At 67.2% G+C, this 25,172-nt stretch carries 22 protein-coding genes; 16 read left to right on the top strand and 6 right to left on the bottom strand.

Translation table 11 applies throughout. The annotated features are described in order from the left end of the window. The first annotated feature begins 16 nt into the window (after positions 1 to 16). Positions 17 to 733 carry an MgtC/SapB family protein gene (locus tag ACZK0Z_RS09995; RefSeq protein ID WP_005409984.1) on the top strand — a complete coding sequence of 239 codons (717 nt, stop codon included), beginning with the start codon at positions 17 to 19 and terminating at the stop codon, positions 731 to 733. Between the two features lie 73 nt (positions 734 to 806). Here ACZK0Z_RS09995 and ACZK0Z_RS09990 read toward each other — a convergent pair whose 3' ends face one another. Then, complete coding sequence (locus ACZK0Z_RS09990; protein WP_197632236.1) at positions 807 to 1,208, bottom strand: MerR family transcriptional regulator; 402 nt, start codon at positions 1,206 to 1,208, stop codon at positions 807 to 809. A 63-nt stretch (positions 1,209 to 1,271) separates the two neighbouring features. On the opposite strand from ACZK0Z_RS09990, the gene ACZK0Z_RS09985 reads away from it, so the two are divergent. After that, a complete protein-coding gene (locus ACZK0Z_RS09985) occupies positions 1,272 to 2,099 on the top strand; it encodes a class I SAM-dependent methyltransferase (RefSeq protein WP_197632235.1) in 828 nt (275 codons plus the stop codon). An 85-nt stretch (positions 2,100 to 2,184) separates the two neighbouring features. Here ACZK0Z_RS09985 and ACZK0Z_RS09980 read toward each other — a convergent pair whose 3' ends face one another. From ACZK0Z_RS09980 to ACZK0Z_RS09965, 4 genes are all read right to left on the bottom strand, one after another. Continuing rightward, positions 2,185 to 2,475 carry a DUF6959 family protein gene (locus ACZK0Z_RS09980; RefSeq protein ID WP_014037513.1) on the bottom strand — a complete coding sequence of 97 codons (291 nt, stop codon included), beginning with the start codon at positions 2,473 to 2,475 and terminating at the stop codon, positions 2,185 to 2,187. Positions 2,476 to 2,597: 122 nt separating this feature from the next. After that, complete coding sequence (locus ACZK0Z_RS09975) at positions 2,598 to 3,434, bottom strand: OmpA family protein (RefSeq protein ID WP_197632234.1); 837 nt, start codon at positions 3,432 to 3,434, stop codon at positions 2,598 to 2,600. A 61-nt stretch (positions 3,435 to 3,495) separates the two neighbouring features. Next, complete coding sequence (locus ACZK0Z_RS09970) at positions 3,496 to 9,087, bottom strand: ESPR-type extended signal peptide-containing protein (RefSeq protein WP_197632233.1); 5,592 nt, start codon at positions 9,085 to 9,087, stop codon at positions 3,496 to 3,498. A gap of 235 nt (positions 9,088 to 9,322) precedes the next feature. Then, positions 9,323 to 10,303 (bottom strand): AraC family transcriptional regulator, encoded by a 981-nt coding sequence (locus ACZK0Z_RS09965; protein WP_049426693.1) that lies wholly within the window; start codon positions 10,301 to 10,303, stop codon positions 9,323 to 9,325. Positions 10,304 to 10,996: 693 nt separating this feature from the next. Here ACZK0Z_RS09965 and ACZK0Z_RS09960 point away from each other — a divergent pair. The 13 genes from ACZK0Z_RS09960 to ACZK0Z_RS09900 all read left to right on the top strand — a co-directional run bounded on the left by ACZK0Z_RS09960 (position 10,997) and on the right by ACZK0Z_RS09900 (position 23,602). Further along, on the top strand, positions 10,997 to 11,197 hold the full coding sequence (locus tag ACZK0Z_RS09960) for a Flp family type IVb pilin (protein WP_049426692.1): 201 nt from the start codon (positions 10,997 to 10,999) through the stop codon (positions 11,195 to 11,197). Positions 11,198 to 11,286: 89 nt separating this feature from the next. Continuing rightward, positions 11,287 to 11,832: an A24 family peptidase gene (locus ACZK0Z_RS09955; protein WP_049426691.1), complete on the top strand. Its 546-nt coding sequence runs from the start codon at positions 11,287 to 11,289 to the stop codon at positions 11,830 to 11,832. After that, positions 11,829 to 12,305, top strand: coding sequence for a TadE/TadG family type IV pilus assembly protein (locus ACZK0Z_RS09950; protein WP_049426690.1), 477 nt, complete (start codon positions 11,829 to 11,831; stop codon positions 12,303 to 12,305). Before ACZK0Z_RS09955 ends, ACZK0Z_RS09950 begins: the two co-directional genes overlap by 4 nt. A gap of 23 nt (positions 12,306 to 12,328) precedes the next feature. After that, positions 12,329 to 13,366, top strand: coding sequence for a Flp pilus assembly protein CpaB (cpaB, locus tag ACZK0Z_RS09945; protein ID WP_197632232.1), 1,038 nt, complete (start codon positions 12,329 to 12,331; stop codon positions 13,364 to 13,366). Positions 13,367 to 13,384: 18 nt separating this feature from the next. After that, on the top strand, positions 13,385 to 14,740 hold the full coding sequence (locus tag ACZK0Z_RS09940) for a type II and III secretion system protein family protein (RefSeq protein WP_049426688.1): 1,356 nt from the start codon (positions 13,385 to 13,387) through the stop codon (positions 14,738 to 14,740). Between the two features lie 28 nt (positions 14,741 to 14,768). Continuing rightward, positions 14,769 to 16,025, top strand: a complete 1,257-nt coding sequence (locus tag ACZK0Z_RS09935; RefSeq protein ID WP_049426687.1) for a CpaE/TadZ family protein — start codon at positions 14,769 to 14,771, stop codon at positions 16,023 to 16,025. Further along, complete coding sequence (locus ACZK0Z_RS09930) at positions 16,010 to 17,359, top strand: TadA family conjugal transfer-associated ATPase (protein WP_049426686.1); 1,350 nt, start codon at positions 16,010 to 16,012, stop codon at positions 17,357 to 17,359. The genes ACZK0Z_RS09935 and ACZK0Z_RS09930 overlap by 16 nt, the downstream gene beginning before the upstream one ends. Positions 17,360 to 17,361: 2 nt before the next feature. Beyond that, positions 17,362 to 18,318: a type II secretion system F family protein gene (locus tag ACZK0Z_RS09925; RefSeq protein WP_197632231.1), complete on the top strand. Its 957-nt coding sequence runs from the start codon at positions 17,362 to 17,364 to the stop codon at positions 18,316 to 18,318. Positions 18,319 to 18,346: 28 nt separating this feature from the next. Continuing rightward, positions 18,347 to 19,282, top strand: coding sequence for a type II secretion system F family protein (locus ACZK0Z_RS09920; RefSeq protein WP_049426684.1), 936 nt, complete (start codon positions 18,347 to 18,349; stop codon positions 19,280 to 19,282). Then, a complete protein-coding gene (locus ACZK0Z_RS09915; RefSeq protein WP_197632230.1) occupies positions 19,282 to 20,172 on the top strand; it encodes a tetratricopeptide repeat protein in 891 nt (296 codons plus the stop codon). Before ACZK0Z_RS09920 ends, ACZK0Z_RS09915 begins: the two co-directional genes overlap by 1 nt. Beyond that, a complete protein-coding gene (locus ACZK0Z_RS09910; RefSeq protein ID WP_197632229.1) occupies positions 20,169 to 20,627 on the top strand; it encodes a DUF3613 domain-containing protein in 459 nt (152 codons plus the stop codon). Before ACZK0Z_RS09915 ends, ACZK0Z_RS09910 begins: the two co-directional genes overlap by 4 nt. A gap of 8 nt (positions 20,628 to 20,635) precedes the next feature. Further along, positions 20,636 to 22,789, top strand: a complete 2,154-nt coding sequence (locus tag ACZK0Z_RS09905) for a TadG family pilus assembly protein (protein WP_197632228.1) — start codon at positions 20,636 to 20,638, stop codon at positions 22,787 to 22,789. Between the two features lie 99 nt (positions 22,790 to 22,888). Beyond that, positions 22,889 to 23,602: a DUF2968 domain-containing protein gene (locus ACZK0Z_RS09900; RefSeq protein ID WP_012480553.1), complete on the top strand. Its 714-nt coding sequence runs from the start codon at positions 22,889 to 22,891 to the stop codon at positions 23,600 to 23,602. Positions 23,603 to 23,677: 75 nt separating this feature from the next. Here ACZK0Z_RS09900 and ACZK0Z_RS09895 read toward each other — a convergent pair whose 3' ends face one another. Next, entirely contained in the window at positions 23,678 to 24,073 is a 396-nt protein-coding gene (locus tag ACZK0Z_RS09895) for a DUF4124 domain-containing protein (protein ID WP_049427777.1), read from the bottom strand. A 186-nt stretch (positions 24,074 to 24,259) separates the two neighbouring features. On the opposite strand from ACZK0Z_RS09895, the gene ACZK0Z_RS09890 reads away from it, so the two are divergent. Continuing rightward, on the top strand, positions 24,260 to 25,084 hold the full coding sequence (locus ACZK0Z_RS09890) for an alpha/beta fold hydrolase (RefSeq protein WP_049427779.1): 825 nt from the start codon (positions 24,260 to 24,262) through the stop codon (positions 25,082 to 25,084). Positions 25,085 to 25,172: the final 88 nt, after the last annotated feature.

The raw sequence follows: 25,172 nt of genomic DNA, 5'->3' as shown, positions 1-25,172 counted from the left end.
CGGGTAGACTCCGGCCATGCGCTTCATTGAAACCTTCCAGGCCGGTCCCTTCGCCGACACCGTGGTCAGCCTGCTGGCCGCCTTCGTCCTGGGCACGTTGATCGGTGCCGAGCGCCAATACCGGCAGCGCACCGCCGGCCTGCGCACCAACGTACTGGTGGCCGTGGGCGCGGCCGCCTTCGTCGACCTGGGCATGCGCATCGCCGGCAGCGCCGAAGCCGTGCGGGTGATCTCCTACGTGGTCTCCGGCGTCGGCTTCCTCGGCGCCGGCGTGATCATGAAGGAAGGCATGAACGTGCGCGGCCTGAACACCGCCGCCACCCTGTGGTGCTCGGCGGCGGTCGGCAGCTGTACCGGTGCGGACATGCTGGCCGAGGGCGTGCTGCTGACGGTCTTGATCATCGCCGGCAACACCCTGCTGCGGCCGCTGGTGAATGCGATCAACCGCATTCCGATCAACGAGGCTGCCACCGAGGCCACCTATGAGGTGCGCCTGAGCGTGGACGCCGAAGCCGTGCCGCGCGTGCGCGAGCGGTTGGTCGACGCGCTGGAAGCAGCGCAGTATCCGGTCGGTGATGTGCAGGTGGTCGAGCATGCCGATGCACCCACCGATGTGATCGCGGTGCTGGTCAGTACCGCCGTGAGTGCCGATGAGCTGGACGTGGTGCTGGCGCGGATGGAGCACGTGCCGGGCGTGCTGCATGCCACCTGGGAAGTCAGTACCCGCGATTGATTCATCCACGCATGGCGTGGATCTGCCGAAGCCGTGGTGCAGTAGATCCACGCCATGCGTGGATGCCCTCCTCTCACCCACCCATACGCTGCTGCGCGCGCAACAGCTTCCGGAACGAACCGCACTTCCGGGCATCCTCTGCCTGCGGGCAAGCCGCCGCCCGCTGCAGATGCCGCCGCACCCGCTGCAGCTGGGTGATCTGCCGCTGCAGCACCTCGGCCTGCGCCAGCAACGCCTCGCGATCCAGGGTGATACAGCCCTGCCGTGGCAATGACAGCCCGATCTGCTGCAGCGACAGCCCAGCGGCCTGTCCAAGCCCTATCAGCGCCAGCCGTTCCAGCACCTGCTCGTCGTACTGGCGGCGCAGGCCACGGCGCCCCAGCGCCTGCAGCAGCCCCAGCTGTTCGTAATAGCGCAGGGTCGAGGCCGGCACCCCGCTGCGCTTCACCACCTCGCCGATATCCAGTTCACCCATGGGCTTGACCTCAAGTCGCCTTCAAGCAGCAACCTATGGGCCACTTCCCGGCAAGGCAAGGCCATGGCCAGCACATCCCCCGTTGATCAGAACACTCTCTGGAATGGCCCCGGCGGCCAGATCTGGGTCGCCCAGCAGGCCATCCTCGATGGCCTGTTCCAGCCGATGGCCGACCTGCTGGTCGCCGAGTTGCCAGAAACCGTCACGCAACTGCTCGACATCGGATGCGGCACGGGCGCGAGCCTGCTTGCCGCCGGCGCGGCACGCCCGGCCGCCCACTGCACCGGCGTGGACATCTCCGCACCGATGCTGGCAATGGCGCGCAAGCGCGCGGAAACGGCGGGGCTGGACGCTGACTTCATCGTCGCAGACGCGCAACAGCACCCTCTGCCCTCGGCGCACTTCGACTGGATCCAGTCGCGATTGGGGGTGATGTTCTTCGAGGATACCGGGGCCGCGTTCGCCAACCTGCATCGTGCAGCCAGGCCGAATTCGGGCCTGCGCTTCATCGCCTGGCGCAGCGCAGAGGAAAACCCGTTCATGACGACCGCCGAGCGGGCCATCGGTGATGAGCTGGATCTGCCACCGCGGAGACCTGGCGCACCCGGGCAGTTCGCCTTCGCCGACGGCGAGCGCATCGGCCACCTGCTGCAGGCCGCCGGCTGGAAGGACGTCGAAGTGACTGCGGTGGATCTGCCCTGCTCGCTCGCCCGCAATGAACTGCCGACCTATGTGGGGCAGCTCGGTGCACTGGGTCTTGCCCTGCGAGACCTGCCCGGAGAACGCGCCGCTGCACTCCGCGACAAGGCGCTGGCAGCATTCACGCCATTCATCGAGGGCGACCGGGTCCGCGTGGACGCTGCCTGCTGGTTGATCCGCGCACGCGCATGACACAGAAAAGGGGACGGAGGGGATTAAGTCGTCAATGCCCCAGCCGTGCCGGAAACGACTTAATCCCCTCCGTCCCCTTTTTCTTCTACAGCGCCTCGCCGGCGTCGGCCAGGCGCGATTCGATCAGCGCATACCACTGCTGCAACACGTCGATAAGCATGTCCAGCTCGGCGTCGGTGCGCTGTGCGCGCCCGCTGCGCAGGCATGCCTGGGCCTCCTGCAACTGCGCCAGGAACCCGGCCACGGTATCGGCCTGCAGGATCAGCCCTGGCAGGCGCCGCCCGGGAATGCGCACCACGGCATGGTTGCCGAGCTGGCCATACACACTCAGTGTGGCTTCCGTCTTCATGGAAAGAGGCAGGAATTGGGCATTCATCGCGTGCACCATGGAGAAAACCTGAGCCGCCGGCAGGCGTGGTCGACGGGGGAGACGTAACCACGTCCTGCCGGCGGTCAGGGGGGACTCGGTATACCGGGACACTCCCCGGCGCGGGACTGTCAGCGCGGCTGGGCCATCCCGGCGATCTGCACGCGCCGGTTCGGGGCCAGGCACGCGATCAGCTCGCGACGGTTGCGTTGCTCGCACTGCACGATCGGCTCGGACGCGCCACGCCCCTCCGCACTGATGGCGTTGGCGGGCACCCCGCCCTGCACCAGGGCATTCCGTACGGCCTCGGCGCGGCGCTGCGACAGCGTCTGGTTGTAACTGGCGCTGCCGATGCGATCGGTGTACCCGGTCACCCGGATCGACTGCACCTGCGCGGCCTCGCGCACCTGCGCCAACACCCCCTGCACCGCCTGCTGGCCTTCTGCGCTGAGCACGGCGCTGTCAAACCCGAACAGCGCATCGGCAGACAGTCGTAGCGGCTGTTCCGGTAACGGTGCCGGCGGCGGCGGTGCTGGCGGCCGCGGCGGCTCGAGCACGGCCGCGCACGATTCCGGCTTCCAGTAGCCGCCCTGGGCGATGCCCTTGCTGTCGAATCGCACCTGGAACTGGCAGGTGAAGTATTCGGCACCCTGCGCCGTCCGGAAGTTGAACAGGTAGTTCCACTCGCGCACGCCCCACATGCCTTCGTTGAAATGCGGCGTGCCCAACAAGGTGTAGAGCTGGCGCTTGCTCATGCCCGGCGCGAAGCGGCGCAGGTCGGCGACATCGGGATAGATGCCCTCCTTCAGCGAGGCCTTGGAGGCGTCCGGGAAGTGGACGGCGGTGGCTTCGGCCGGACCGTCGGCGGCCGGCGCATGGCTGCGGCACGCGGCCAGCAGCCCCATTCCCAGGATCAGGCCCAGCGTAGCGGCCAGCTGGCCGGTGCGGGCGATGCGATGCTGTTTCATGTCGTTCCCCCTGTAGACGTTTCCGCGATGCCGGGCCGCACCTGCGACCCGGCGGCGGGGATCACCACTGGATGCCGGCACCGACGGCCACGCCGGCCTCGCCACGGCTGTTGGTGGAGCCGCTGAACTTGTAGATCCAGCGACCACCTTCGGAGACTCCGGAGATACCGATCGCCACGCCCGACTCACCGTTGTAGCTGCCGGCTGCGACCGAGGCCATGCTGCGGCCCGCTTCGCTGGGCTGCGGCAGGGCTGCGGTGGCCATCGCCGAAGCGATACCGGCCGAGGCGCGGTTGTCGGTCTTGCGCAGGTCGCGCTCGAAGCCACCCATGCGCTCGTCGGTGTAGGCCTTCGACCAATCCAGGGTCTGTGCCATGCCCGACTTCAACTGGTCCACGTTGACCGCGTCGGTGCCGGCGGTGCCGGCGGCGACGTTGCGCACCGTGGTCGGGCCGCTGGTGGTGCTGCCCAGGGTGACGCTGTTGTAGTTGGTCGCGCCGTTCACCGTGGTGTCGTAGCGGATCGTGCCCTGCTGCGAAGCCTGCAGCTGGCGCACGTTGACCGCATCGGTGGCCTGCGAACCATCGGCCACATTGACTACCTGGCGTTCGGCACCGCTGGCACCGACCGACACCGTATTGGCCCGGTTCGCAACCGAACCCGCACCCAGGGCCACCGAATTGTCGGCCTGTGCCTGCGACCCATTGCCCAGCGCTGTCGAATTGGCACCGGCAGCGGTGGAGCCTGCACCACCGGCGGCCGAATTGGCACCGCTGGCGGACGGGTCGGCCAGGTTGTTGGTGTTGTTGGCGCGGAAGCTGCCGGCCACATTGGTGATGTTCTGGATCTTCTGGTCGGTGTAGGACTTGGACTGGTCGATGGCGTAGTTCACGCCGTTCTTCAGCTGCCCGACATTGGTCGCATCGTGGTCGTCGGAGCCATCAGCAACATGGGTGATCTTGCGCTCGCTGCCGGTGCTGCCCAGCGACACCTCACCTGCCGAGTTGCTGGCACCGGTCTGCCCATAGGCGCCGGTGTAGCCGCTCTGCGCACCGACGCTGGCCACCGAACCGGCACCCAGCGCCACGCTGTTGCCCGCGCTGGCACTGGCGCCATTGCCGACCGCCACGCTGTTGGCACCTGCGGCACTCGCCTGCGGGCCGACCGCCACCGCCTCCGCGCCGGCCGCCGTTGCAGCCGCTGCCGTCGAGTTCACCGCCAGGTAGGCACTGCCACCGCCACCATTGGTGATGCGCTGGTTGAGGACCTTCAGCGAGCCATCCACGGCGGTGAATGCGGCGGTGACGTTGTTGTAATCACCGCTGGTGAAGGTGCCATCGGTGGCGATGCTGGAGATGCTGAACTTCGGTGCGGTCCACACGTTGGTGGTGCCGTTGTAGGCGGTGGTGCCACCGAAGTAGTTGGCGATGGTGCTGTTCGTGCTGAACAGCTGGTCGCCGGTGATGGCATCACTGCTGCCGGCCAGGATGCTGCCCGCGGCCACGTTGGTCACCTTCACCGCACCGGTGCCGGTGCCCTTCAGCGAGACACTGTTGATCACGTTGCCACTGCCATCGACGTCGTACTTCACCGCCAGCTTGTCGATCTCGCCGGTCTGGTCGGCGACGTTGGCCAGCGAATTGCTGACCGCGTCGAAGGCGGTGCCGACGTCGTTGTAGTTGCCCTTGGTGATCGTGCCGTTGGCGGCCACGTTGTTGATCGAGTAGGTCGGTGCGGTCAGCACGCCGCTGGCGTTGACCGCTGCACCACCACCGAGGTGGGTGGCCACGGCCTGGTTGGCGGCGAACAGCTGTGCACCGTTGATGGCTTCACTGCTGGTGGCACTGACCTGGCCCGGGCCGAGGTTGCGCAGCGTGGTCGCGGTGCCGGTCTGGCCCAGCGTGGCGCTGGCGTAGTTGACGCTGCCGTCGCCGTTGAGGTCGTAGCGCAGGGCGCCCTGCTCGGAAGCCTGCAACTGGCCCACGTTGACCGCATCGGTCGCCGCTGTACCGGCTGCCATGTTGGTGACCTGGCGCTCGGCACCGGCCGCGCCGATGGAGACACTGTTGGCACGATCGGCCAGGCTGCCGGCACCGACCGCGATGCTGTTGGCGGCGGTGGCGCGGGCATTGGTGCCGACTGCAATCGAGTCGGTGCCACTGGCCAGGGCCTCGATACCGGTCGAGTTCACCCGCAGGTACTTGGTGCCACCGTTACGGATGTCGGTGATCTGCGTGTTGAGGTTGACCAGCGAGCCATCGACAGCGGCGAAGGCATCGGTGGCGTTCTCATACAGGCCCTTGGCGATGGCACCACCGGTGGAGATGCTGCTGATCTCGAACAGCGGTGCGGTGAAGACACCACTGGCCGGGTCGAACGCCGCGCGGCCACCGAAGAAGCTGGCGATGGCTGCATTGGTACCAGCCAGCTGGCCACCGTTGACCGCCTCCAGGCTGCCTGCGGTGATCGCGCCGCCGGCCAGATTGCCGATGGTGGTGGTGCCGGTACCGGCGCCGAGGGTGACCCGGCGGTAGTTCGGATTGCCACCGGCATCCAGGTCGTAGGTCACCGCGGCATCGGCCACGCCGTTGATCAGGCTGATCGCACCCTTCAACTGGGCCACGTTGACCGCATCGGTGTTGACACTGCCGGCAGCCACGTTGGTGATCTGGCGCTCGCCGCCACCGGCGGTGCCCACTGACACTTCACCGGCCGAGACCTGCGGCGCAGTGAGGCCATACGCGGTGTAGCTGGCCTGCGCGCCGCGAAGTGCGGCCGAACGGTAGCCCAGTGCCACCGAGTTGGCCTGGTTGGAGGTGGCCTCAGCACCCAGCAGGGTCTGGCCGTTGGCGGTACCCACGGCACTGTCACCCACGATCACCGAATGGCCCATGCGTGCAGCGTAGTCGGCGGTCGGCACACCGGTCGGGTTGCTCGGGTCGTTGACCCCATCACCCGGGAAGGCAACGTTGGCATCAACCTTCGGCAGCTCGTGACGTGCGTTGGCACCGATCACCACTTCCTTCGAACCGTTGGCGAACGCACCGTCGCCCATCAGCACCTGGTAGTCCTGCGCGGCGTTGACCGCCCAGCACGAGATGTCGGCCAGGGCGACGTCCAGGCACTTGGCGGCCCAGGCAGGCGAATCCTTCGGCAGCAGCAGGCCCAGCAGGCCGCCCGGATTGCCGTTGTTGATGTTGTAGATGTAGCTGTCGGAGGTCACGCCACCGATCAGGGTCAGGTGCGAGCTGCCACCGGTAACGGCACCACCCAGCCCGTTGAGGGTGCTGCCGACCGGCGACAGGTTCACTACCGGCAGGCCCAGCACGTTGACCGTCGAGTAGGTCTGCATCACGTTGGCATTGCTGAGCTTGAGGTTGCCGTTGCTCAGGTAGCCGTTGCCGCCGAACAGGCTGGTGGTGGTCGGCCCGATCAGCTGGCCGACATTGCCGACCAGGCCACCGGTGCCGATGATCAGGCCCGCATTCGGATCCGCCGCGGCCGGGGCCTTCGGGCTGGTGGGGGGAATCGCGGAGGGCTTGGTCAGGCCCAGGCCGCTCAGCGTGCCACCGACCAGGCCACCGACCGCGCTGCCCAGATTGCCAAGAGTGCCATTGAGGTTGCCGTTGAGCAGGTTGCCCACGGCGCTGCCGACGTTGCCGAGCGTATTGCCCAGCAGGCCACCCAGGCCCGTGCCGGAGCCAGTGGCGCCATTAAGCAGGCCGCCGACGGAACCGACCGTGTTGTTGAGCGTGCCGCCCACTGCGCCGCCCACACTGCCGACGGTGCCATTGAGAGCTCCGCCAACAGCGCCTCCGACCGCGCCGACAGTGCCTGCCGCACCATTCAATGCGCCACCTACGGCGCCCACAGTGTTGTTGAGCGTGCCGCCTACGCTGCCGACAGTGCCGTTGAGGGCTCCACCCACCGCACCGCCGACGGTGCCTACGGCGCCATTCAGTGCGCCACCCACGGCGCCTACAGTGTTGTTGAGCGTGCCGCCTACGGCACCACCCACACTGCCGACGGTGCCGTTGAGGGCTCCGCCCACCGCGCTGCCGACCGTGCCCACAGCGCCATTCAGTGCGCCACCCACGGCGCCCACCGTGTTGTTGAGCGTGCCGCCCACGGCGCCACCCACGCTGCCGACGGTGCCATTGAGCGCTCCGCCAACTGCACCACCGACGGTGCCGACGGCGCCGTTCAGTGCGCCGCCGACGGCGCCTACGGTGTTATTGAGCGTGCCACCCACCGCACCGCCCACACTGCCGACGGTGCCATTGAGCGCTCCGCCAACTGCACCACCGACGCTACCGACCGTGCCGACGGCGCCGTTCAGTGCGCCACCCACGGCGCCCACCGTGTTGTTGAGCGTGCCGCCTACCGCACCGCCCAGGCTGCCGACCGTGCCGTTGAGGGCTCCGCCCACCGCGCTGCCGACCGTGCCCGCAGTGCCATTCAGTGCGCCGCCCACGGCGCCTACCGTGTTGTTGAGCGTGCCGCCTACAGCACCGCCGACGCTACCGACCGTGCCATTGAGGGCTCCACCGACCGCGCCACCGACGGTGCCGACGGCGCCGTTCAGTGCGCCACCCACGGCGCTCACCGTGTTGTTGAGCGTGCCACCCACCGCACCGCCCACACTGCCGACGGTGCCATTGAGGGCTCCGCCAACTGCACCGCCGACGCTACCGACCGTGCCATTGAGAGCTCCACCGACCGCGCTGCCGACCGTACCGACAGTGCCGTTCAGCGCGCCGCCAACGGCGTTGCCCGCGGCGCCGACCACGCCACCCACCAGCCCCCCGACACCCAGTGCGCTGTTCTGCGCCGCAACCGTTGCCTGGCCCGCCAGTTTCAGATTGCGATCGGCAACCACTTCCTGGCCATCCGGCGCCTGCACGCGCACCTTGCCGGCTGCACCGGCATCGAATGCGGCAGTGATCGTCCGATCGTGGGTTTCTCCAGGCAGTTCCTCCTTGGCGGGCAGCGTGATCGCCGCCGTCGCCTTCGCCTGGCCCTGGGTGTCGATCTGATGGCCCGCCACTTTCAGCTTCGAATCCAGCGCGCCATCTACAGAAGCCTTCAGGCCCCGCAGTGCACCCGCCGGCGCGCCGCTGATGCCGGCGGCCGCTTTTGCACCGGTATCGATGGATGCCACCTGCGCACCGCCGAGGCCGATGTTGGCTTTCGCGTGGACATCCGCAGCAAGCCCCGGGACGGCGACCTGCTTCGGCGCCGTGTTCGCGGCCAGCTTCACCTGCACGGTGGCCGGCAGCACGTCACGCACCACCGGCAGCGCCGCGGTGCTCAACTGCAGGCCGACGCGCGCATCCGCGCTGATTGCCGGGCTGCTCTGGGCCTGGCTTGCGGCAGCCGCAAGGGCCACCTCGGCATCGACCTTGACCGGCATGGGCTGGGTGTACTTGGCTGCAAGTGCCTGCAGATCACGCAGCGACTGATTGGATTCGGAGGCCCCTGCGTGGCCACTGGCCAGTGCACACAGCAGGGCCAGGGCGAGCGTGGTGGGCATCAGCAGGAAGGCGCGCGGATCCCGCGCGGCACTGCCACCGCTGTCGCCGGTGGCCAGTTCGGAGGCCACGACCAGAGCATTGAGCTGGCGGTTCCATACACGCCGGTAGATGCGATTCATGAGCACTTCCCCCGTAGGCGAACAACTGGAATGTCAGTGGACTTGCCGTTTGGCAGGTGATTGACATTTCAGCGCTCGCGGCGGCAGCTGCGCACTTCATTCCGGCACGGCAATCGCGCATTCCGGCAAATCCACGGCCGGAATCGGCAGCGGGTTATGCAGAAGCGGCAACGATATCGGCAAGCGCATGCGCAATTCCGGCAGAAACCACCCCGAAACCCTTGCGGCGCTTGATTCAGGCCGGCTGACCGATCTGCGCGGGAGCGCGCATCAGCGTATCGCGCGGCAGTTCGCCGAAGACCTTGCGGTAGTTGTCGGCAAAACGAGAGAGGTCCCAGAGGCCGCAGCTGAGGGCGATCGCCTTCACCGAACGGCGGCTGGAATCGGCCATCGACAGGCTGCGACAGGCAGCGCAGAGGCGCAGCATGGACAGATAGCGGTTGGGCGAGGTTCCGAACAGATCCTCGAAGGCATAGCGCAGGCCGCGTTCGCTGACACCCGCCGCGTCGCATATCTCGTTCATGTAGATATTGCGGCGCAGGTTGAGCCGCATGAAGTTCTCCGCCCGCTGCGCGATCAGATAATGCGTGCGCCGCGCGCGGCTGCAACCAGGGCGATCGGCGGCGCCTGCACCGAGCAGGGCCTGCACGTGCTCGTGCAGCAATCGTTCGGTTTCTTCCGGCTGCAGGCCAGCACCCTGGCCGAGCTGAAGATGCAGCTGCTGATAATGATGGGCAAGTGGTGCCGAATCGTTCGCCAGATTGAACAGTGAAAGCGCCTGGCCCGCGGGCGGCGTGCTGCGCAGGCTCAGTTCGGTCAACTTGCGTTGCACCCGTGCGACCGGCACCAGCATCAGGGTCATGTGCGTACCTGGGCTCAGCGTGAACTCGCTGATGCCTTCGGGCATCACCGTCAGCGCCATCCCCGGTGTAAGCGGCACCCCGTGGCACCAACTCAGTGTTTCATCGGTCGCGTGCAGATACCCCAGCATCGCCCAGTCAGGTGGCAGCATGAAGCGGCCACGGCAATGGAAGCCGCAACTGATGCTGCAGAACAGGGCTTCCTCATGCACGCGCGAAACAAAGGCCGCCCGCGGCCCGTTGCCATCGAGCAGCAGCAGTTCGACATCGCATACACGAAGCACGCCGCTCAGCGTCGCCAGATCAATCGATCGCAGGCCGCTGTCGTCGCTGTCTTCTACCCCACCATCGACCATGACAGTGTCGTCCCCCCGTTGATCCGCAACACGCTGCGGCCCCCACTGCCTGACAGGGCCACACCATTCCTCCAGGAACCTTCGCCATTGCCGGGATGGCTGCGGCCGGTGCCGCGCGACCAACCCGGTTGAAAGCAGCAACTCGAAACCGAGTATGCCCGATAATCATCGAAGGTAAACCCGAACCCTGCATTGAAGAAAATAGACACACAGATGAAGAAAACGTGGTCGCCAGTGGCACGATTTTCGCATGCGTCATTTGCGAAATCACATTATCTGCACGTCGATGAATCGTTTTGCCAGCGAACGGATATACGTCACAGAAACAGCCTGAAAGTCTAAGGGTCGGCGCGTTTCTGCCGAATTTGCATATAGGTTCCAGTTGCAGCCAACCGCCATTCAGGCAAAGTCGATGACACGGTGATCCGGTCGCTTCAAAACGACCACACCTGGGGGAGCGCATGGCCACGACCGTATCGCGGAACAGTTCGACCACCGGCGCAGCGCCGCGTGGTCGCGACGTTGCGGCCGGCATTTTCCCCGGGGCCGATTACCCAGAATGAGCACGGCGGGGCATTCCCGCCATGCCACCCCGCCAGGATGTGCGGGGCCCACGGACGATCCCGGCGGAGCCGGGCCACCGCCCAACAGGTGTCCTGCATCTGCAGACAACAAGTAGAGGGAGACAAGGCCATGAACGCATCCATCCGCAAGTTCCTGAAGGAAGAAGATGGCGTCACCGCGCTCGAGTACGGGCTGCTGGCCGCCGTCATCGCCGGCATCCTGATCGCGGTCGGCAACAAGGAGATCAAGGGGTTCTTCGAGACGCTGTTCAAGAACCTCTCCGACCTTGCCACCAAGGCCTCCGGGTCGGCACCTGCGACCGGCGGCTGAGCCTGCGTGCATCGCACGTCCCTGCAGCGGTGCTGGGATGTGCCCGGTGGCAACTGCAGACTGTCCAATGACGGACGACGGAGTGTGCGATGACGTTGCTGGGACTATTGGCCATCGGCGTGTGCCTGCGGATCGCGATCAGCGACCTGTATGCCCGCCGGGTGCCCAATGCCTGGCTGTTGTCTGCATCCGCCATTGCCATCGCATTGATCATCGCGGGGCAGTTCAGCGCGCCGCGCCAGCCGTGGCTTGACCACGCAGCGGGCGCGGCGCTCGGCCTGGTGGCCCTGCTGCCGTTCTATGCCATCCGCTGGATGGGCGCCGGCGACGTCAAGTTCTTCGCGGTACTGGGCCTGATGCTGGGCTGGAAGGCCCTGCTGCCGATCTGGGTGGTGGCCAGTCTCGCGGCCGGCCTGCACGCGGCAGTGATCATTATTGGCCGCCGTTTGGGCGTGATGCTACCCACGGGCCTTCAGATGCAGGTCAACCGCGCCAGCAGCCAATGGCAATCGCACCCCGCCCTGCGCGACATGCAGGCCGCCCGCCAGGGACGACAGGGCATTCCCTATGCAGCCTACCTGGCCATCGCCGGCATCGGCTGGGTTCTGGCAAGCGTCTATGGAGGTGTGGCATGAGCATCCACAATCCACGGCTTCAACGCGGCGTGGCCAGCATCGAATTTGCCCTGATGCTGATGCTGGGCCTACTGCCACTGCTGCTGTTCACATTCTCCGGCGTGATGATCATGGCCGCGCAACAGACGTTGGCGACGGCCTCGGCCGAGGGCGCTCGCGCTTCATTGCGCTATGGCAGCGCCAATGAACGGCGTACTGCAGCCTGCCTCGCAGCCCGCAGTTCGATGCAGTGGCTGTTGAAATTCTCTGGACAGGGTGTCGACTGCAGCAATGGCGGCAGCAACGCCATCGTGGTCTCCGCGCAGGCCCCCTGCGCCGGCCTGGCCACTGCCCAGTGCATGACGGTGACGGTCAGCTATGACTACGCCAGCCATCCCTTCCTGCCGGGCACCGCCACGCTTTACAAGTGGGTGATGCAGGCTCCCATCCGTAGTGTCGCGGTCGCCCAGCTCGACCTCGGCAGCGGCAACTGACGATCGGTACAGGAGACGGTTCCATGCTCAAGTTGACCCGCATCGCTGCCGTCGCCCTGATCGGGCTGGCCGTGCTGCTGGCAGTGATCGCCCTGATGATCGGGCGCAAACCGGCCGCGCCAGCGACGGCCGCGCCCGTCGCGCACAGCGAAGCCCAGGCGATCACCGTGGTCGAAGCCGTGGCCCGGCTGCCTGCCGGTGAACCGATCACCGCCAACGGCCTGCGCCTGGCGCAGCGAACCACGGCAGTAGCCGGTGCTGCCACCAGCATCTCTGCCGTGGTCGGCAAGGTACCAGTGCAGGACATTGCCGAGGGCACCGCCATCAGCAGCAACGCCCTGGCACAGGGATTCTCGCTGCAGCTGCGCCCGGGCGAACGCGCACTGGCCGTTCCGGTGGATGAACTGGTCGGCGCCGGAAACCGCATCCTGCCGGGTGATTTCGTCGATGTCTTCCTCAACCTGCGCAATGCCCAGCCCAACGCCAGCGGTCCGGCAGAGGCCGCGCAGACCCGCCTGCTGCTGTCACGGCTGCGCGTGCTCAGCTACGGCCAACAGGACATCGCTCCGGTCACCGGCGATGCCGTCGCCGGCAACGAAGGAGATACCCGCAACGACCCCCGCGCCGCGGACATCACCGGCAATGGCAGCAGCCATGGCTCGGGCAACGAGGCCACCCAGCCGGCACGCAGCGCGGTGCTGGCAGTGCCGGTGGCCGATGCCAACCGGCTGCTGCTGGGTGCGCAGCAGGGAAAGCTGTTCCTGGCCCTGCGCAACCCGGCTGATACGGGGCAACCCGACCTTGCACTGTTTCCACAGGCGCGTGGCGTGATCGATCCTTTGCGTGGACTCGATGCCGAACAGCAGCTCGCGCTGGAGCGGCCGGAGAACCATGCCTTCGCCGGCATCGATGGTGACGCCCTGGCCGGCCGCGGCAACACGCCGGCCCGCAGCACCCCGGGGATCCCGGCGCGTGCGCCGCCGACTCGGCGCAGCGCACCGCGTGCGTCGGGCATCGAGATCATCCGTGGCGACAGCTCCGCCCCCCGTGGTTCCCTTTGACCTGCATCGAGCGCATCCATGACCGAACGCCTCCGCCCACGCCCCTCCCCTCGCCAGCGCTGGCTGGCCCTGCTGCTGGTGCTGCTGGCTCCGGCGACAAGCGTGGCCGCCGACGATCTCGTGCTGCAGGCGCGTGAGCAACGCCCATGGACCCTCCCGGCCGACCTGGAACGGGTGGCCATCGCCGATCCGGGCGTCGCCGACATCGTGATGCTGCGTGGGCAGCGCCAGGCGCTGCTGGTCGGGAAGGCGCCGGGTACGACCACCCTCCTGCTGTGGCACCGCAAGCAGGCCGAGCCGCAACGCCTGCAGGTGCGCGTACAGAGTGCCGTGCAGGGCGCGGCAGACGCGGGCTCGAATGGGCTGGTGTTCACCCAGCAGGACAACCAGGGCCTGCTGCAGGGAAGCACCGACAGCGTGCTCTCGCACATGCAGGAACAGAAGACCGCCGCCATGGCGCTGGGCAAGGACGGGCTGCTTGCCGACGCCTCGACGGTCAGCAGCGGCGGCGTGGTCCAGGTCGAGGTCAAGGTGGTCGAATTCAACAAGACCGCGTTGAAGCAGATCGGCATCAGCTTCCAGAACCGCAATGGCAACTTCGCCTACGGCTTCGCCCGCCCGGGCGGCCAGCTGCCGGGCAATACCGGCATCCTGCCCGGCATGAAGGAAGGCAACTCCGGCAATGAGTCCGAGTCGCCCATTTCCTCGGCGTTCCGGCTGGTGTTCGGCTCGACCAAGGGCCTGTGGAACGCCGATGTCGACCTGCTGCAGAGCAACGGCATGGCGCGCGTGCTGGCCGAACCTACCCTGGTTGCATTGTCCGGCCAGAGCGCCAGCTTCCTGGCAGGCGGCGAACTGCCGATCCTGGAACCGCAGGGCCTGGGCACCACCACCATCACCTACAAGCCGTTCGGCATCGGCCTGACCGTGACCCCGACGGTGCTGGCCCCCAACCGCATCGCGCTGAAGGTCGCACCGGAAGCCAGTGATCTGGACTACAGCAACGCCATTGCCCTCAACGGCGTGCAGATTCCATCGATCACCACGCGCCGTGCCGACACCACGGTCGAACTGGGTGACGGCGAGAGCTTCGTGATCGGTGGCCTGGTCAGCTCCAATGTCGTCTCCAACGTCGGCAAGATTCCCTTGCTTGGCGACCTGCCGATCATCGGTTCGTTCTTCCGCAACTTCGACTACAAGCGACAGGACAAGGAGCTGGTGATCATCGTCACGCCGCGGCTGGTGCAGCCGCTGGCGCGCAATACCGAGCTGCCGTTGCCTGGCGAACGCGAAGCCAGGCCGAACCTTCCCGAGTGGGGGGCGTGGCTGCTTGGCCCGATCAGCCAGGATCCGGTACCTGGCTTCTCACGCTGATTCCCATGATGCCTGCGATACCACGCCCATGCCCTACGCCACCGCCCAGCCGCTGCATCCGCAAGGACCGCCGATGAATCTGGTCCTGTACGGAATGGATCGCGAACTGCTGCCCCGGCTGGCGGCGAAACTGCCGCCGACCACCACCCTGCACTGGCAGGACAGCAGCATGCCGACCTCCGCACAGGACCTGCAGCGCGGGCCACAGAGCCTGGTGCTGCTCGACTTCCGCCCGGAACACGCCGCGGCCTCCAGCCTGCTGGCGCAACAGCTGCAGCAGACCCAACCCGACCTGCCCCTGGTCGCCGTCGGCGCCACCAGCGCCGCCCAGGTCGAAGGCGTGGTGATCGCGCTGCGTGCCGGCCTGCGCGATGTGCTGGACCTGGACAGCGACAACATCGGCATCGAGGCTGCATTGCGTCGTGCCCTGTCGCCACGTCCAGCCGCCACCGCCCAGCACGCGCACAAGGCGCGCCTGATCGTCCTGCTGGGCGTGCGTGCCGGGGTCGGCACCAGCACCCTTGCCGCGCATCTTTCGGTACTGGCCCAGCAGACCCGCGCATTGGCCCAGGGCGAGGCCCTGCAGCAGGACGGCCTGTTGATGGAACTGGCGCAGCCGTCCGGCGACCTGGCGCTGTACCTCAACCTGGACAGCCGCTTCCACTACGAAGATGCACTGCGCAACGCCAGCCGCATCGACGCCACCCTGGCCCGGACGGCGATGGCCCGCCATGACACCGGCCTGGTGCTGCTCGACCGCGCCAGCGGCAGTGATGCCGTGCCGCCGTCGGACCCGGGCGCACTGCTGCAGCGCCTGCGCAGCGTGTTCGCCAGCGTGCTGTGCGATGCCGGTGGCTGCCCGCTGCGGCAGATGCCGCCCCTGCTGCTGGACCAGGCCGACGAGATCTGGCTGGTCACGGACGCTTCGATCGCCACGCTGGTTTCGCTCGACCAGGCCTTGAAGCACCTGGCCGGCCAGCGCGAACGGGAGAAGCGGCTGCAACTGGTGATCAACCGCCACGACGACAGCAGCGGCATGAGCCCCGAGCAGATCGCGCGCCGATTCGAAGTGCCACTGCTGGCCACGTTGCCCGAGCGCCCGCGCGTGCGCCTGGCGGCCAGCCAGGGGCATCTGCTGCTGCAGGACGCACCGCGCGACCCCTACCTGCGTGCCCTCGCCCCGCTCGTCTCGCGCCTGGATCCGGCTGCCTGCCCGGTCCAGGCCCATGGCCTGCGGGAAAGACTTTCCCTTGCCCTGGGTGGATCGCAATGGAAGACAAGGTAACCCCGTTCCCGCATGCCGCCACCCGCCCGGTGCTGCCCGACAGCGCCCCGGGCCACCTGCCGTTCGCGCAGACCGAGCAGTACCAGAAGGTGCTGTCGGCCGCCCACGAACACCTGCTCAACAGCATCGAAGACGAGCGCATCGACATCGATTCCTGGGCGCCTGACACCATCGCCCGCTGGGTGCAGGTGCAGACGGTGGGCTTCATCCAGGAATGGCGCATCCCGATCAACGAGGAGGAGATGCAGGTGGTCGCAGAAGGACTGGTCAAGGAGCTGACCGGCTTCGGCCCGCTTGACGACCTGCTGCATGACCCGACGATCGAAGACATCCTGATCAACGGATTCAAGGATGTGCACGTCTCGCAGGGAGGGCAGCTCAAGCGCGCCACCCAGCGCTTCACCGACGACACCCACCTGCTGCGCATCCTGCGCCGCATCCTCGCGCCACTGGGCCGCCGCCTGGATGACTCCAATCCGATGGTCGACGCACGCTTGCCCAACGGCGGCCGCCTCAACGCGATCATCTCGCCGCTGGCGGTGGATGGGCCGATGGTCTCCATCCGCAAGTTCCGCAAGGACCCGTTCACCCCCGACGAGCTGCTGGCCAAGGGCACCTTCGATGCGCCGATGCAGGCGCTGCTGAAGGCGATGGTGCTGGGCCGCTGCAACATCCTGGTGTCCGGCGGCACCAGCTCGGGCAAAACGTCGCTGCTGAACGCCCTGGCCAGCTACGTACCGCCCAACGAGCGCGTGATCACGGTCGAAGACACCGCCGAGCTGTCACTCAACCATCCGCACGTGGTCCGCCTGGAAAGCCGCATCGGTGGTGCCGAAGGCCATGGCGCGGTGAGCATCCGCGACCTGGTCCGCAACAGCCTGCGCATGCGCCCGGACCGCATCGTGGTCGGTGAGGTGCGTGGTGCCGAAGTGCTGGAGATGCTGCAGGCCATGAACACCGGCCACGACGGATCGATGGCAACCATCCACGCCAACTCACCCCGTGACTGCCTGTACCGCATCGAGATGCTGGCCGGTTTCGCCGGGTTCCAGGGCAGCGAGGACAGCCTGCGCCGGCAGATCGCCAGCGCCATCGACTTCATCGTGCAGATATCGCGGTTGGGCAGCGGCCGGCGCGTGCTGGTCTCGATCACGGAAATCACCGGTGTCAGCGACAACCTGATCACGACCCAGGAGATGTTCCGTCACGAACTGCAGATCGACGGCAATGGCAAGGAAACCGACCGCTGGATCGGACTGGGCTTCCATCCGCACTCGCACAAGCTGGAACCGTTCCGCCAGCAGTTGCGCGAATCGTTGTACGGAGACTTCTGAGCATGGGCACGGGCCTGCTGCTGGGTGTACTGAGCATCATCTCGGTGCTGCTGGCGCTTGCGGTGTGGCTGTGGGGCACCGCCAGCAACCGCGAACAGCGCCAGGCCTCGCTGCAGCACGCCGAGCAGCAGCTGGCTCGCGGAGGTGCCAGTGGCGGAGCACCGGCCGGGGCATCGGTGGCCGCCGCCAACGACCCGGCGCGACCTGCAAGTGCCGGGCGCCGGGTGCTGCCGCTGGATGTCCTGCTGCAACGTGCGGGCCTGCAGACGGGCTGGAAGCTGCCCCTCATGCTGCTGGTGCCGGGGCTGGTGCTCTCGGTCGTGGCGATGCTGAGACTCGGCACGGCGTGGATGTTCCCCCTGACCCTGCTGCTGTACCTGTTGGGCTGCTGGCTGTGGGTCATGCGCCGCACCACGAAACTGCGTGCACAGCTACTGCACCAGCTGCCCGACTTCCTCGACAACCTGGTGCGGTTGACCGCACTCGGCAACAGCCTGCAGGCGGCGTTCCAGGTGGCGTCGATGCAGACCAGCGCGCCGCTGCGCGGACTGCTGGACACCACCGTGCGCTACGCACGCAGCGGCATGGACCTGGACCGTGCCCTGAGCCTGGCGGCGCAACCCTACCGGATGGACGTGCTCAAGGTACTGTCCGTGGTGATCGGCGTCAGCGTGCGCATCGGCGGGCGCTCCGATCAGATCCTGCAGCGCATGGGCGATTTCATGCGCGACCTGGAGCAGGCCCAGCAGGAGCTGGCCGCGACCACGTCGGAAACGCGCATGTCGGCCTGGGTGCTCGGCCTGCTGCCACCGGCCAGCGCGGTGCTGATGGCGATTTCCAGCCCTGAGTTCTTCCAGCCGGTGCTGCACGATCCGCTGGGTCACAAGATCCTGCTGATCGCGCTCGGGCTGGAGCTGTTTGGCGCCTTCCTGCTCTATCGCCTGGCCAAGTCGCTATGACCACCGGAATCCACCACGGAGGTGCCCGATGAGCGCAAGCACCTGGTTTGCCCTGTCCCTGCTGGTGCTGGCCGCCGGTGTTGCCCTGCTGGGCATCGCCGGATGGATACGCAGCCACCGCGAACAGCGCACCTCGGCCACCTTGAAGACCGCGCTGCAACCGCGGGATGAAGCACGCGACCCGGAGGCCGCGCGCCGTGATTCGCTGGGTTGGCTGGAACGCTTCGGGCGCGCGCTCAGTGGCGGCCGCCTGGAATCCGCGCTGCTGGCCAATGAAGACCGGCTGCTGCTGGACCTGGCAGGCTGGAACACACGACGTGGCACCGCCATCTATCTTGGCGTGCGACTGCTGCTGGGCGTACTGGTGCTGGCGCTGGCCCTGGCGTTCAGCAGTGCCCAGGGGCTGGCCAGGATGATGGTCGTGATCGGTGCGCTCGCGGCAGGCCTGCTGCTGCCGAAGTTCATCCTCTCTTCGTGGGTGAAGCGCCGCCGGCGCGCGGTCGACAACGAGCTGCCCCTGCTGATCGACCTGCTGCGCCTGCTGCAAGGCGTGGGCTTCAGCATGGACCAGAGCCTGCAGACGCTGGGCGACAAGCTGCGCGATGCGTTGCCGGTGCTCGGCGGCGAGCTGCAGGAGGCCAACGTCGCCTACACCCATGGCCGTACCCGCGCGCAGTCCCTGCGTCGCCTGAGTGAGGTCTATGCGGATGACGACCTGACCAGCCTGATGCAGTTGATCCTGCAGGTGCACGCACATGGCGGCGCGGTGCAGGAACCGCTGCGGCAGTTCAGCATCCGGTTGCGGGAACAGCGCCGCAACACCCTGAAGGAAAAGGTCGGCAAGCTCTCGGTGAAGATGACCGTGGTGATGATGCTGACCCTGCTGCCAGCGCTGATGCTGGTTCTTGCCGGACCGGCGCTGGTCGCGCTGGCCACCACCATGTCCAAGATGGGATCGCCCTGATGCCTGCCCTGCGCACCTCCTGCCTGTTGCTTGCCCTCGCCGCCGTCGCCAGTGGTTGTGCGTCGACCACGCCGAAGTACCTGCGCGCCCCCAGCCTGGCTGCGCCCGAACCGGCACCGCAGGACAGCCGCAATGCCTACCTGGAACTGATCGGGCGCATGCAGCAGCAGGGTGCCTGGTATGCCTCGCTGGCCCACGTCGATGCCTTCCGCCAGCGCTATGGCGATCCACCAGCGCTGCGCCTGCTGCAGGCCGACGCCCTGCGCGAGACCGGCCAGGCCGACGCGGCCATCGCCCTGTACCGGGAACTTTCCAGCAGTCCGCAGGCCGCAGCGGCCGCGCACGGGTTGGGCCTGATCGCTGCCCGCCGTGACGACGACAGCGGCAGTGAAGAGGCGCTGGCCCGGGCGACGCAGCTGCAGCCCTTGAACACCGACTACCTGGGCGATCTTGGCTACGCGCGCCTGCGTGCGGGCCGCTTCGAGCAGGCGCGCGAGCCACTTGCCAAGGCACTGGAACTGTCGCCGGGCAATGCCAAGGCCACCGCCAATCTTGCCTTGTGGGCCGTACTGCGCGGGGATGCCGCCACCGCCGAGCGCCTGGTCCAGCAGGCCAACCTCAACCAGGACACCCAGCACAGCATCCAGCAGCAGGCCGCGCAGATCCGTGCTCGCCTGCAGCAGCGCCAGGCCGCCGCGGCGCAGGTTGCCCCTGCGTCCCCGTCCGCCCGCGCCAACGCCGGTGCCACCACCCGCGTGCAGCAAGGCACCACGCGCCTGGCCGCCGAACCACGTCGCGACATCCGTGATGCGCGCGATCCACAGCGCCTGCCGCCCTCGATGCTGGAACGTTTCAGCACCTCCGATCAGCCGAACGGGAACACTCCATGAGCGCGATGCCCCTGACCCGAAGCCTGTTGCCTGCACTGGCCTGCCTGCTGATGGCCGGCGGCGCGCAGGCGCAGCAGCAACCCCTGACCGGGCAGATGCTTGGCGGCAGCGCACCGGTCGCAGCGGCCCCGCAGCCGCTGCAGTCCGAGGCATTGGCCACGGTGGACCTTGCAGCCCCTGCTCCGTCGGCATCACCGGCCACCGCCCCGGCGATCATTGCCACCGACCACGTCGCACCCGCGCCCCGCCCTGCACGCACGCAGATCGGCGATACCGCGCGCGACCTGTTCCGCCTGCAGGCATCGGGGCAGCAGGCCGGGCAACGCCTGCCGATCCTCGGCGACCAGGCGACGCTGAGCTACGCCCGCTACTTGAAGAGCTTCGAACACGAGATCCCGGACTTCTTCGAAACCGATGTCGCCAAGTCCAAGGGAACATCCTCATCCGGACGCTGAGACAGGCCATGAAACGCCCACGCCAGTTCAGTTTCAGCCGCCCGCGCGGCGGCATGTCGATCACCATGATGCTGGTCATGCTGGCATTGCTGGCGATGTTGGGCCTGATCGAGATCGGCTATCTGTTCTGGGCCAAGCGCGACGCGCAGAAGGTCGCAGACCTCGCCGCACTGGCCGGTGCACAGCGGCTGGAGCTGTGCACGCCTGACAACAGCGACAACAGCGCAGCGCGGCAGAGCGCGGTCACCCAGAACAGGTTTGCAGGCACCCTGCAGATCCGCTGCGGCAACTGGAGCGCCGCACGCAGCACGTCGAACCGCTTCGTCACCACCGTCGATGCCAGCAACCCACGCAATGCCGTGCAGGTGGTCGCGCAGCGCAGCGTGGTGCCGTTCTTCGGCCAGAACACCCGCCTGCCCACCGTCAGCGTGGAGGCGGTGGCCCGACGTTCCGAACCGACCGCGGTCTTCGCGGTCGGTTCGCAGCTGCTTCGCACCAATGGCGACTCGGTACTGCTTTCGACCCTGCGCCTGGTCGGCCTGGATGTCACCAATGCCACCGTGCTCTCCTATGACGGCCTGGCCCAGGCCAACATCACCCCGTCGGGCCTGCTGAAGGCGTTGAACATCCCGGTCAGCGCCAACCTCAGCGTGGCCGACTTCAACCGGTTGCTGTCGGTCAACAAGATCTCGCTGGCACAGCTGGTCGATGCCACCGCCACCGTGGTCGGCCGCGATACCACCGTGGGCGTACAGCTGCGCGCGCTGTCCGATCTGGTCGCCACCCAGCTGGACATCAACAAGCTCAACATCGTGCTGGGCAGCCAGTCCGGCGGCGGTGGCCTGTTCGCCGAAGTCGTCTCGCCGGATGGCACCGTCGGCAGCGCGCTGGAAACGAAGGTCAACGTACTCAACCTGATCAGCACCGCCATCTCCATCGCCAATGACGGCAACGGCGTGGCGGTCAAGGGATTGGACCTGCTGGGCATCAACATCCAGGCCGGCGTGGTCGAGCCGCCCTCGATCGCCATCGGTGGTGTTGGTACCCGCGCGTACAACGCGCAGGTGCGGCTGATGGTGGACGTGGACAGCAACAACCTGTTCGCGGTGGGCCCGCTGCTGAACCTGCTCGGCACGCGACTGCACCTGCCACTGCATGTCGATGTGGCCAATGCGATGGGCACGCTGACTGGCATCCAATGCGGCGCCAGCCCGCAGAAGGCCACCATCCAGGTCGATTCGTCGGTGCTGCGCGCCTGTGTCGGCAATGTCGATCCGGCGCAGCGCTTTTCCAAGAGCAATGTCTGCGACGCCACCCTGAAGAACGAGCAGCTGCTGAAACTGCTCGGGCAACCCTTGATCAATGACAAGATCACCCTGCCCGCCCTGACCAGCTCGCAGAGCCTGACCCTGGCTGCGGGCGAAACCGCCTCGACCCGGATCAATCCACTGGCAGTGGGCAACGCGGTGTCAGACCTGGTCAATGAACTGCTGCGCGTGCTGTCTGGCATGCTCAGCTCACCCAAGCAGGGCATGAGCGCCAACGACACCGCCAAGGCACTGGCCGACCGCTACCTGCAGGCCACCTTCCCGCCGAACACCCGCTATGAGGTGGACAAGTTGATTCCACTGCTGCGCGATGGCGACGCGAGCCGGCAACTGGCCCCGCTCAACAGCTGGACCGTGCCCGGAGGCCTGCCCTACGCCTGCGGCCTGCTGAACCTGGCCACCTGCCACAAGGACGGTCCGGTCTGGGACGCGTTCAAGGTGACCGTCACCGGCCAGGGACTGGGCGTGCTCGATGGGCTGCTCGGATCGCTGGTGGGCGGCCTGCTGATCAACCGCTGCGACAGCCTGCTCGGCAACCTGATCGACTACAACGGCTGCGTACGCAACAACCTGGCCTCGTACATCCAGACCGCGCCGGCCGGCTTCCTCGATGGCGCCGGGGGAACAGGCGTCACCAATCCGGATGGCAGCGTGAGCTGCAGTGGCCTGCTGTGCACGCTGCTCAAGCCGATCCTGGCCGCCCTGCGGCCGGTGCTCAACAGCGTCGGCACGCTGCTGACCAACCTGCTGGCGAGCGTGCTGGGCCTGGAACTGGGCCGCACCGACGTCAACGTGCAGTCGATTCAGTGCAGCGCGGCGCAGCTGGTCTACTGACCCGTGACGGGCGCCCTTGGCGGCGCCCGCGCCCATGCTAGACTCCCGGCGGGGAACCACCTTCATCTCAACCCACACTCATCCGTGGATGGTCTAGACATGCGAGAAACTTCAGGGGGCGCGGTCTTCGCCCGGCACGCGCGCGGCGCGGCACTGCTGGCCGTGGCCATGATGCTGGTGGCACCGGCGGCGATGGCTGCCCGTGGCGACCGTGAGGCAGCCGCCGAGCCGGCCGCACGCAGCGCGCCGGTGGTGCGCAACACCGTTGACGAGCTCAAGCAGCTGATGGATTCGCGCCAGCTGACCGAGCTGCGCACGACCTACAACGGCAACTACGGCGCCAGCCTGCTGTTCAACGCCAACACTCTGACCTACTACGTCGCCCTGTTCCAGGAGAAGAACTTCTGGCGGGTGATCAAGACCGATGCCGTCGACAACGCCGAGCGGGTCTACCGTACCTTTGCCCAGCAGTCCGAACAGCTGGCCCAGGTCTACATCGATACCACCCGCCTGGAAGCCGGCAAGCGCTACACCGAGCGCCTGGTGGCCTACAACGAGGAACGCCTGCGCACCCTGCAGCAGGAAATGGAACAACAGCAGGCGCAGTCGGCCCAGGTCAGCGCCGCCCTGCAGCAGGCACAGCAGCAGGCGGTCAGCCTCAGCACCGACGTGCAGAGCACCAACAGCCAGCTGGATGCCCTGCAACGCCGCATCCAGATCCTGCAGGCCGAACAGGGCAACCCGGAGCTGAGCCTGCCCAAGCCGGAAAGCGTGCCTTCGCCGGCACCGGCTGCCGCCAGCGACGGCCGCTGAGGCCCCGCCTTCCGCATCCACGCACAACGGCGCCCCAGGGCGCCGTTGTCGTTTTTGGCCTTTCGCGAACCACGCTCAGCGGCAGGCGTCGTACACCGCGTCGTCCAGCTGACGGCGTTGCAGGAAGTGCAGTTGCTTGTTCCTGGCCAACACGTTCCCGCGGTGCTGGCGTGCGCGTTCACAGGCCCTGGGGTCTGTACTGATGGGTATCAGCACGGCATGCGCCCGCCCCGAGCGCACGGTACGTGGTGGCGCCAGCACCGCGCTGCCCGCCCTGGCCGCCTTTGTCACCGGTCCGCGCGACAGCGATTGCTCCTCCGGCACCTCCCAGCGCCATTCCGCACGCCCCTGGCAGGGTGTCTGCTGATAGACCGGATGCGGACCGTCAACGCATTTGTAGACGTTGGTCTGCGCATGAACCGCCGTGGCCAGCAGCAAGCACAACAGCGGGCTGCACCGCACTCTGGACATCGCTCGCTCCTGGACAGGACGGCCATCATCGTCAGCGCGAAAGCGGCCGGGTTCCAGAGCGATACGCGTCACACCCCGGTCAATCCAGCACAGCCGTGCAAGCCCTCCGCCAGGACGTGCGTTGTACTGCCGGCGGTACCGGCATATTGGCCGGCGCCACCCCTCCCTTCCGCCAAGGAAACCGCAATGAGCAACTTCGTCACCGTCGCCGACGGCGCGCGCATCTTCTACAAGGACTGGGGCACCGGCCAGCCGATCGTGTTCGCCCACGGCTGGCCGCTGTCCTCCGATGCCTGGGACCCGCAGATGCTGTTCATGGGCCAGAACGGCTACCGCGTGATCGCCCATGATCGCCGCAGCCACGGCCGTTCCAGCCAGACCTGGGATGGCAACAACATGGACACCTACGCCGACGATCTGGCGGCGGTGATCGAGGCGCTGGACCTGAAGGATGCGATCCTGGTCGGCCACTCCACCGGTGGTGGCGAAGTGGCCCACTACATCGGTCGCCACGGCAGCAAGCGCGTGGCCAAGGTGGTGCTGGTCGGCGCCGTACCGCCGCTGATGCTCAAGACGGCCGGCAATCCGGCGGGCACCCCGCTGGAAGTTTTCGACGGCATCCGCAAGGGCACCGGCGGCGACCGCTCGCAGTTCTTCAAGGACCTGACCACGCCGTTCTTCGGTGCCAACCGCGATGGCAACAGCGTCACCCAAGGCATGCGTGATTCGTTCTGGCTGCAGGGCATGCTCGGCGGCGTCAAGGGTCAGTACGACTGCGTGCACGAGTTCTCGGAAGTGGATTACACCGAGGACCTGAAGAAGATCGATGTGCCGGCACTGGTCGTGCACGGTGATGACGACCAGATCGTGCCGTTCGATGCCTCGGCCAAACTGTCCTCGCAGATCATCAAGGACGCCGAGTTGAAGGTGTACCCCGGTGCGCCGCACGGCCTGACCGTTACCCACGCCGACCAGTTCAACGCCGACCTGCTGGCGTTCGCACGCAGCTGATGTGCCGCGGCGGCGCCCCAACGGTGCCGCCGCTCCTTCGGTAGTGCCGGCCGCTGGTCGGCAACCCGATCAATCCATCGCAATCTGC

This window comes from Stenotrophomonas sp. 116085_Sma (assembly GCF_056479585.1).
Note: the sequence above shows the minus strand (reverse complement) of the source record. Positions and strands in the feature narration are given on the sequence as shown.